Here is a 10,466-nt window from a genome sequence, read left to right on the forward strand (position 1 = left end):
CCATTAACCCTAGGCGAATTAACTGCGGCAAAAACAGCTTGGGCATATTTTCAGAATAATTGGAATGACAAAACTGGATTAGTGAATTCTGCTGATGGATTTCCTTCTGTAACATTATGGGATCAAGCCGCAGCTCTTGCCGCTTTAGTTAGTGCAAAAGAATTAGAATTAATACCGGCAACAGAATTTAAGGCAAAAATGACTCAATCCTTAACCACGTTAGCCAAGTTACCATTATACAACAAAGAGTTACCCAATAAAGTCTATAACAGTCAAACCTTAATTCCTGTCAATTATGGGCAATTAGAGATAAAAGAAGAAATTGGTTGGTCTGCCATTGATATAGGTAGAATGGCAATATGGTTGAATATTATCGCTACCCGTTACCCTGAATTTAAACCTGCAGTAATTAAAATTTGGCAATCATGGAATGTAAAAAGACTTACCTTGGACGGACAAATGTATGGTACGAGCGTCATAGATGGTAAAGAGCAGTATAATCAAGAAGGACGTTTAGGCTACGAAAATTATGCCGCCTTTGGCTTAAAAATCTGGGGTTTAAAAGTTGATAAAGCCCTCGATTTTCAAGAAAAAACTGCTTTCGTAAATCTTTATAATGTCGGTATTCCCTATGATAAAAGAGATCAAGCTAATTCTCAAGCTAATAACTATGTATTAAGTGAGCCTTATATTCTTGACGGTATTGAAACAGGATTTCAAGCATTACCAAAAGCCTACAGCGATCGAATTTTATTGGCACAACAAGCACGTTACGAAGCTACAAACCAATTAACAGCATTAACAGAAGATAATTTAGATAGAGAACCTTACTTTATTTATAACACTCTTTTCGTCAATGGTAAACCTTGGGCATCCATAAAAGATACGGGAGAAAATTATGATAATCTGCGATTTTTAAGTACAAAAGCAGCCTTTGGTTGGCATATATTATACGATTCTGAATATACAAAAAAACTATCTAATTTTGTCACGGAAAAATTAACCGCACCAGAAGGTTGGTATAACGGTTATTACGAAAGTTTGCCAGAAATAAATAAAGCCTTAACTGCTAATAATAATGGGGTAATTCTTGAATTATTGTTATATAAACAAGTCGGTAAACCTCTCTTAATTTGGGCACAAAATAATTAGGAATTTAAAATTAAAGGTTAACTTAATTATAGATTACAGTAGATTGGGTTAAACAACCAAATCCAACACCCTCCATTAAGATAATTAATGATTGTAGGTTGCACTTCCTTTAACATTGATTATGGGAAAATAAAAGATAAATCCCTTACTACAAAATACTAATCATTCCTCATTCCTTGTTGTTATGAAACGTCAATGGTTAAAATTAATTGCTCTATTTTTAGCAGGAATTATCTTCACCAGTCAATTACCTCTTAATATTGGTATTCAACCTGTTATCGCTCAATCTCCCAATTCTTGTGCTAATATTAGCCAACCTCTTACCCCTGAAGAAGAAAATTGGGCAAAAGTTGCTTGGCAATATTTCCTAAATAATTACCAACCAGAAACAGGCTTTACTAACTCGGCGAATAACTATCCTTCTGGTACACTGTGGGATATGGGTAATTATTTAATGGCTCTAAATTCCGCCCGATGGCTTAATCTTACTACTCAAGAAGATTTTGATCAACGTCTTAATAAATTTTTGGATTCTCTTGGTAAACTGCGATTATTTGAAGATAGCCTCCCTAATAAAGTTTATAACACTGCTAATGGACAATTAGTCGATTATGGTAATAATCCTATCGAAAGAGGTATTGGTTGGTCAGCCCTTGATATTGGTCGTATTCTAGCAGCATTTCATGTGATCCGCATTTGTCATCCTCAATATACCGATTGGCTACAAACTATCGTTAATCGTTGGGCAATTTCTCGATCAATTAAGGATAAAATGCTTTATGGTGCTACTGTCTTGCCTGATGGTAAAACTATGTTAGTACAAGAAGGGCGTTTAGGCTATGAAGAATATGCCGCTAGGGGGTATGAATTATGGGGATTTGCTGCCCCCGTAGCCCTTTCCTTTGAGCCTTTTAAGATGGTAGAAATATATGGAGTAAAAGTGCCTGTGGATACCCGTGATTTTCAATCTACTAATGCTAATAATTATGTAGTGAGTGAATCTTATATTTTGGATGGGATCGAATTTGGCTTTTTAGGGCAACAAATGCAAGAGTATGCCACAAATGTTTTGGAAGTCCAAAAACGTCGTTATCAGGCAACAGGACAACTTACAGCCGTCACAGAGGACAATATTGATGGTTCTCCTTACTTTTTATATAACACTATCTTTGCGAATGGAGTAGCATGGGCAACAATTACAGAAAATAATCAACCATATCCTCAATTGCGTACTATTAGCACTAAAGCGGCTTTAGGATGGAGTTATATTTTCCCTCAAAATACTTATGCCCAACAATTAAAAACCGTTGTTAATAGTTTTATTAGCCCTGATGGAGGAGGTTTTGTCGCTGGGCAATTTGAAGAAACCAAAAAAAATAATGGAATTTTAACAGGAAATACTAATGGCTTGATTTTAGAGCTATTGTACTATCAAGCTAAGGGCAATCGTCCTTTAATTGAAAATGCTAAAGTTACAGCATCTACTGGTAAACCTAAAGGTGTTACAGTGATGAAAGAATATCCTGCACCTCCTCAAGCAGAAGTAACTAATCCTCCTAGTATTAATAATCCTCAAAATACTTCTATTAATATCCCTCCTATTTCTCCTGTTAGGGAAACTTCCTTTCCTCAATGTTACAATTTAACTCGTAATTTGAACATTATTGAAAGACGTTATGCCTCCTCGGCTTGGAAATATTTTGAAACCAATTATGAACCAAAAACAGGTTTAGTAAGCGATCGCACTGACATGAAAGCTACTAATTTATGGGGCATGGGTAACTATCTTTCTGCCTTACAAACTGCCTTTAGTTTAGGAATTATTGATAGTAATACTTTTGATACCAGAATTAGGCAATTTTTAGGTACATTAAAACAAATATCTCTATTTGCTGGAGAATTACCTCATCGAGGTTACGATATTCGCACTTTAACCCCTGTTGATTATGGCATGAATCCGACGGAAGAAGGTATCGGATGGTCTGGTTTAGATGTGGGCAGATTACTTCTATCATTACATAACATTAAAGCCTGTTATCCCCAATATATTCAACCTATAGATAATATTCTCCTAGATTGGTCTTATATTAGGGTAGTCAATAATCAACGTTTACATAATGCCGTAGTCGAAAAAAAAGACAATAAATCCTTTACTCGTATTTATCCTGCTGACTTTTTAGGCTATGAAGAATTATCTGCAAGAGGTTTTCAATTATGGGGTTTCTCTGTTGATAACTCTGTTGATCAAAATTATCAGATGATGGAAGTAGAAGGGGTAAAAGTGCCGATTGCCCGAAAAGATAAAAATTCTAATGCTCAAGAACAATATACCGTTAGTAGCCCTTTTCTTAACTATGGACTTTTGTTAGGGTTAGACTCTACTATGAAACCTATACTAGCTAATTTATTTCAAGCCCAAGAAAATCGTTACCGTAACAGTAATATTCTAAATGCTTCTGATACTAGCTTAATTCAATCTGATCCTTATGTAGTTACTAGCTCTATTGTGGGTAAGACAAAACCTTGGGCGGTGTTAACAGATAATCAATTTTCTAATACCAAGCGAATTACTAGCACCGGAGTAGCTTTTGCTTTTTCAGCTTTATACCCCGATAATGAATACGCCAAATTGTTAAGGCAGTCCGTTGCAGATTTATCTAATTCCAACTTAGGATATTCTGAGGGCTTTTATGAAGAAAGTGGCGATCGAGTGTCAGGATTTAGTAACAATACCAATAGTTTAATTTTACAATCCCTGCTTTATAGTGTGACACAACAACCATTATTGCTTAACCGTTTTGATTTTAACTCTCCTTGGTGGAAAGCGATTGAAAACCAAAAATCAGGTAACGGATTACCAACAACTTCTACTCCTCAAATTAAGTTTATCTCTCAAGGTTCACAAAATTACTGGACTTCTTTAAATCAAAAGTCTCCCATTTCTTCTTTACCTAATTTACCAAATATTGAAAAACCTTTACCTTTTAATTCACTAAATAACATTGAAAAACCTTTATTACCTCAAAATACAGAAAAACCGTCATCCGTTGTGACTATTACTCCTTCTTCTTTTACTTCAGAAGACAAAAAATCGGCGATGATGGCATGGAAATATTTTGAGCGTAATTGGCATGAGTCAACTGGTTTAGTTAATGCTGTAGAATACTATACTTGGACTACTTTATGGGATTTAGGTAGTAGTGTTTTGGCTATTCATTCCGCTTATCAATTAAAGATAATTCCCCAATCTAATTTTGAAATGATGATGAGTAAAACCCTATCCACTTTAGATAATTTAAAACTTTCTACCATCAGCAACTTACCTAACAAAGCCTATAGTACCACAAATGCCCAAATGCGTACTTTAGACAACAAATTTGATCCATCGGGTATCACGGGTTGGTCTGTGTTAGACTTAGCTAGGTTATTAGTGTCTTTACGGGTAGTTTATAATCATTATCCTTCTTATCAAGCTCAAATTGATCGAATTATCCAAAAATGGCAATTAAACAGATTAATTAAAGATGGTAGGCTCAAAGGTGGAATTATTCAACAAGGAAAGGTAAAATTAGTACAAGAAGGCAGACTCGGTTATGAACAATATGCCGCTCAAGCTTTTAAATTATGGGGTATCATTGCGGAAAATGCTTTAAATAATCCTCCCATTAAACCTGTGGAAATAGAAGGAATTATCTTACAAGTTGATCAACGTAACTTAGCTAATTCTAACGCAAGTAATTACCTAACCAATGATCCTTTTTTATTATGGGGTTTAGAAATAGGTTGGCAAGGAGAAGTTATACCCCCTATTAATAAATTACTAGAAGTTCAAGAAAGACGGTATCAACGCACTAAAATCTTAACAGCGGTTAATGAAGATTCTCTTGATCGCTCACCTTATTTTTTATATTATAGTATCTATGCTAATGGTGAAAAATGGACAGCTATTAGTAGTACAGGAAAATCATATCCTCAATATCGTACTTTAAGCACCAAAGCCGCCTTTGCTTGGAATGCCTTGAAACCAGAACATCCATACCCCCAAAAGTTACATCAAGCAGTTAATAATTTAGGAGATATAAATAAAGGATACTTTGCAGGAAAATATGAAAATCCTTCTCTTGGTATTAATAAATTATTAAACATTAATACTAATGCCATCGTTTTAGAGAGTCTATTATATAAAATTAAACAAAAACCTTTAATAATTAATTAGGAATGTAAAATTAAGAATGAAAAAACTAGAAAACGAAGAAAAATTTAACTTAATGTTTTATTCTTCTTTATTCATTACTCACTATTTCCATGATTACCCCAAATCCTTTAGTTGAAGACTCCTATTCTTTCTCAGGCAATCTACAGATTCGTCTCAAAGAAAGAACAATGCTTTTTCGTTATTTGATGATAATTAACCTTATATTCGGCGGTTGGTATCTTCAATGGCGTATCACTAATTCGATTAACTTTTCTGTGTGGTGGATTTCTATTCCTCTATTGTTAGCCGAAATTTACTGTTATCTTGGCGGTGTCATGTTTTATATCGGTTTATGGCGCCCCTTAGTCAGGGAAATTCGCTCTCTCAAATTCATGCGCCCTCCTTTACCTAAAGAACAAATACCTAAAGTTGATGTTTTTATTACCTGTTATAATGAACCTGTTGATATGGTAGAAACAACCGCTAAAGCAGCTTTAAAGATGGATTATCCTGTTTCTAAGTTGAAGGTTTATGTTTTAGATGATGGTAATTCTCTGGCTATGAGAGAAATGGCTCAAAATCTTTGTCTTCAAGATTTACAATCTCCTGAGTTACAAGCTGAAGCTGATCTAATTAATCAAAAGCGATCGCAATTAATGGCAAGATTAGCACAAATTCAGATCCTCAGCCCAGAAATTTCTAAGGCACAAAAAATATTAGATCTATTTCATCTTGAAGTAAATGGGGAAGCGGATTCTTTTGCACAAGTTTTAATTTGGTTTGAAGAAATTAAGCCGATTTATGTGCCTTTAAGAACATGGTTAGAATGTCAAACAGCTTTAGGGGAAGGTTTTGATAATGCCCTTCGTCACGCTCATAAAGATTTACCTCCAAAAACTGCTATTACTATTGATATTCTTATTTTAAGTCAAGGTATCGAAATTAAAATTTGGGATCAAGGAAAATCCTTTGATTGGCAAGGAAAAATCAAAAACTTACCTGCTGAAATTGATGTCTTAGAAGAACACGGCAGAGGAATGGTAATGCTTCAAGAGTTAATGGATAGTTCATATTATACTACCACCCCAGATCAACGTAATTGTCTAATTTTATTCAAATCCTATGAAGCCACAGCCGACATTGAAACAGAAGGAAAAGTATCTCAATTAACAGGTTACTTACAAAGTTTTCAAGAATTGATATTGCAGTCATATCCTCATTTATCTTCCCTTGACGATTATCTTAAACAAGTGCAGCAATCCTTAGAAAAAGAGATTTATGACTTAGAAATAGAGCTTAGTAACTTAGGAAGAGCTTGTTATATTGCTCGTCCAAAACCAAAAGGTAAACCTCATCATGCTAAGGCAGGAAACATTAATTATGCTATTTTTTCAGGGGAAACCAACGGTGATTTAATCCTTACCCTTGATGCGGATCATATTCCACAACCTCAATTCTTACAACGTGTCGTACCTTACTTTTTTCAATATAATATTAATACCGGTAAATATGACAGTAATCAAATAGCCTTTGTACAAACACCGCAAGCCTTTTACAATTTACCACCTGGTGATCCTTTTGGTCATCAAGCTCACTTATTCTATGGCTTAATTCAACAAAGCAAAGACGGTATGAACTCTGCTTTCTATACGGGTACAAATGCTATTTTAAGACGAGAAGCCTTAGTAAATGTAGGGTTACAAAATTTTTCTATGGATTTCAACGAAGATAGATTAGCAGAATTTGATTTAGTAGGAGGAATGTCTAGCAATAGTATTACTGAGGATATGAATACTGCCATGAGACTTCATGCTGCTGGGTGGAAATCTGTGTACCATAATGAGGAATTATCTGCCGGATTAGCACCTGATGATCTTATTTCTACTTTACAACAAAGATTACGATGGGCGCAAGGCACAATTCAAGTATTACTCCGAGAATCGCCTTTTAGTAAAAATAAGGAAGGTTTAAGTTTCTTTCAGCAATTACAGTATTTTCAAACGATGTATAGTTATTTTGCTGGTTTTTTCATTCTCATCTTTTTAATCTCCCCTATTATCTACTTTTTTACGGGGATAATCCCAGTTAATGCCTATGGTAACGAGTTTGCTATTCATTTTTTTCCTGCTTTTATTTTAAACCGCATTACTTTTACTGTAGCTTGTTGGGGAATTCCCGCCGGTGAATTATGGCGATCAGAACAATATGCTATAGGTTTATTTCCCCTATTTATTCAAGCGGTAATTAGCGTTTTTAGTGGTAAACCATTAAGTTTTAAAGTTACCCCTAAACAAAGACAATCAGGGATGTTTTTAGGCTTGATTATACCTCAACTAACCATTATAATTTTGACAAGTTTAGGTATTCTTTGGAGTTTATATCGCCTATTACAAGGGCAATTAGAAAATCCTGGAGTTACTTTTCTCAATATTGGTTGGTCAATATATAATATATCTTTATTATGGGTTATGGTTAAAGCTGCGACTTGGCAGCCTTCTGTGAATCAGTAATTTTTTGATCCCCAATATTTTAAATATTTCTAATAATTTACAAACATATGGCTAACCACAAAATTCTTAAACCTACTGGTATTTTTGATACTGATAACGGCACTAAATTAAGACAAGAAATTACTAATTCAATTGCTGAAGGATTCGAGACTATTTTAATAGATTTTACTGATGTTTCTTTTATGAATAGTTCAGGTTTAGGGGCGTTAGTCGCTAGTTATAAAACCGTTAAAACCGCCAAAGCAAATTTATCTTTGTGTAATTTAAATGATCAATTAAAGATAATTTTTGAGTTAACTAAAATGGATCAAATTTTTAAAATTTTTGACAATCCTGAAGAATTTTTTAAAAATATAAATAATTAATAATAGTCTTTAATAGTCTTTTTCAAGACATCTAATAGGTATCGCAACCAGGAATCATTTGTGAGAAATTGAGGGTGATATTCCCCTTTTTTTTAGGGGGGTTAGGTAGGCAGGGCTGTTTCAAAGTAAAAGGCACGAATTGGCTATAGTCTTGAGCATATAAGTATTAGAGAGTTTTTGGTTCTTAATATTTTAGTTATTATCTAAAAATTCTGAGAGAATCTTTTTTCATCAAAAATAATCAAAATTCATTACTCATTACTCTATCCAAACTAAAAATTCGAGAATGAAACAACCCTGGGGTTAGGTAGGAGGGATCGTATTCTCACGACTGATATATTATTGCTAACATAGGAAATGTTAATAGCTAATAGCCATCTCCATAAATTGAAAATTAAATCAATTTGAGCATATAAATCATTAAATTGGCATGGTTTATATTTTTTTTCGATCACAAAGTATTGCTTTTGGTGATCGTACAATTATAATTATTAGAGAAATATAATAGATAATAGGTTTTAAGTTTTAGATAAGAAGTATTCTTAATTCCTTATTTCTCATTCCTCATTCCTCATTCTTCATTATTTAATACTCATGAAATCTCGTTTCGTTATACCTAAATTTTTAATAGTGATAGTCGGGGTAATTTTTATAGCCGTTGTTAGTTTATGGTTATTTTCAGCCACATATTCCAATTACATTACTAAGGAAGGTGTTAAAAATAATCCTCAAGGAGTTGTTTTTATCCCAAAACAGTCGCCTTTAATGGTGTCTTTATTGATTAATCCTGATAAAGTGGGTATTATAGCAAACTTATTACCCTCTAATGATCAACAAAAACGAGTTTTAAAAGCAATCGAGCAATTCAGAACAAAATTACTATCTCAAGCTCAAGTCGATTCGGAGGAAGATTTACGAGATTGGTTAGGGGATGAAATTACTTTAGCCGTGACATCTTTAGATTATGATCATAATATTGATAATGGTGTTAAACCCGGATATTTGTTAGTAGTTAAAAATAAATCATCAGAATTAGCAAGAGAATTTTTACAAACTTATTACGGCAAACAAGTGCTTTCTAATACTGCGGAATTGATTTTTGAACAGTATAAAGGAGTTAATTTAGTTTATCAACGTTCAACTATAGTGGATAATGACATTAAACAAGTGGCAGCGGCGGTAGTTGCTGATTTTGTTTTATTTGCCAATGATTTACAAGTATTGAAAGAGGCAATTAATAATGCTCAAGCCATTGATCTTAATTTAGCACAAGATCAATCTTATCAAAAAGCGATCGCCTCCTTACCCGAAAAAAAAATTAGTATAGCTTATCTAAATTTACCTACAACTTCCGCATGGATTACCAATCAAGGAGAAGTAACAACCCCTTATATTAGTCAAAGTCTAACCTTATCTTTAACTCTTAACCGTCAAGGATTAGTAACTCATACCGCTTTATTTGGGGTGAATGAAGCCGAAAATCAACCTCCTAGTTTCACAACTCCTCCAAAAACTTTAGCTTATATTCCTGATAATAGTGTTTTGTCGATTTCGGGAGTAAATTTAGAAGGATTTTGGCAACATATCAAAGCAGGATTAGATAATAATAACCCCTTAGCCGAATTAATTTATCAAAGTATTCACCCTTTAGAAGAATCTTTACAACTGGATTTTACCGAAGATATGTTTTCAAAAGTTACCGGAGAATATGGCGTATCCTTATCCATAGATGAAATAACCAAAGAATTAAACTGGTTATTTGTCACAGAAAAACAAGAAGAATTATTGACAGATAAATTAGATAATCTTGCTAAAGATAGAGGCTTAAGTGTTGGTAAATTACCTTTAGAAAATAATACTATAACAGCATGGACAGAATTAATTACAACTTCTGAAAATAATTTTTCACGGCTTGAAGCCCAGGTAAAAGGGGTATATGCACAAAAAGATGTTTATGAAATTTTAACTAATTCAGTTAATGTTTTAAATAACATTTTAAGCAATTCCGAACGAAATCTATTATCTTCAAATGATTTTCAATCAATAATTCAAAATTTACCTAATAATAACGATGGTTATTTATATCTCAAATGGCAACCTTTAGAACCTTATCTTATCAAAAAGTTTCCAGTTATTAAAATTGTTGAATTAGGATTTAAGCCTTTATTTGATAATTTACAATCTTTAAAAATAACTAGGGAAGGATTCGAAAACGGAGTCAACGGCAGAACAATTTTTTTTAAA

The 10,466-nt window shown here is 33.4% G+C and carries 5 protein-coding genes; all 5 read left to right on the top strand.

From position 1 onward, the window contains the following. Window positions 1-1,152, top strand: a 1,152-nt coding sequence (locus tag FWJ34_RS14870) for a DUF3131 domain-containing protein (RefSeq protein WP_308256118.1), incomplete at its 5' end; no start/stop codon positions are given. Window positions 1,153-1,336: 184 nt separating this feature from the next. After that, the gene (locus FWJ34_RS14875; protein WP_308256119.1) at window positions 1,337-5,368 is read left to right on the top strand and encodes a DUF3131 domain-containing protein; all 4,032 of its coding nucleotides are present in this window, start codon (window positions 1,337-1,339) and stop codon (window positions 5,366-5,368) included. A gap of 89 nt (window positions 5,369-5,457) precedes the next feature. Next, window positions 5,458-7,857, top strand: a complete 2,400-nt coding sequence (locus tag FWJ34_RS14880) for a glycosyltransferase family 2 protein (protein WP_308256120.1) — start codon at window positions 5,458-5,460, stop codon at window positions 7,855-7,857. 47 nt (window positions 7,858-7,904) lie between these two features. Then, window positions 7,905-8,222, top strand: a complete 318-nt coding sequence (locus FWJ34_RS14885) for an STAS domain-containing protein (protein ID WP_308256121.1) — start codon at window positions 7,905-7,907, stop codon at window positions 8,220-8,222. Between the two features lie 594 nt (window positions 8,223-8,816). Continuing rightward, window positions 8,817-10,466: DUF3352 domain-containing protein (locus FWJ34_RS14890; protein ID WP_308256122.1), on the top strand; the 1,650-nt coding region annotated here is incomplete at its 3' end.

It is taken from the genome of Geminocystis sp. GBBB08 (assembly GCF_016743215.1).
Lineage (GTDB): Bacteria > Cyanobacteriota > Cyanobacteriia > Cyanobacteriales > Cyanobacteriaceae > Geminocystis.

Excerpts from the sequence above, each read along its gene's own strand:
- FWJ34_RS14885 (WP_308256121.1), top strand. The coding sequence starts at position 7,905 with ATGGCTAACCACAAAATTCTTAAACCTACTGGTATTTTTGATACTGAT.
- FWJ34_RS14880 (WP_308256120.1), top strand. The coding sequence starts at position 5,458 with ATGATTACCCCAAATCCTTTAGTTGAAGACTCCTATTCTTTCTCAGGC.
- FWJ34_RS14875 (WP_308256119.1), top strand. The coding sequence starts at position 1,337 with ATGAAACGTCAATGGTTAAAATTAATTGCTCTATTTTTAGCAGGAATT.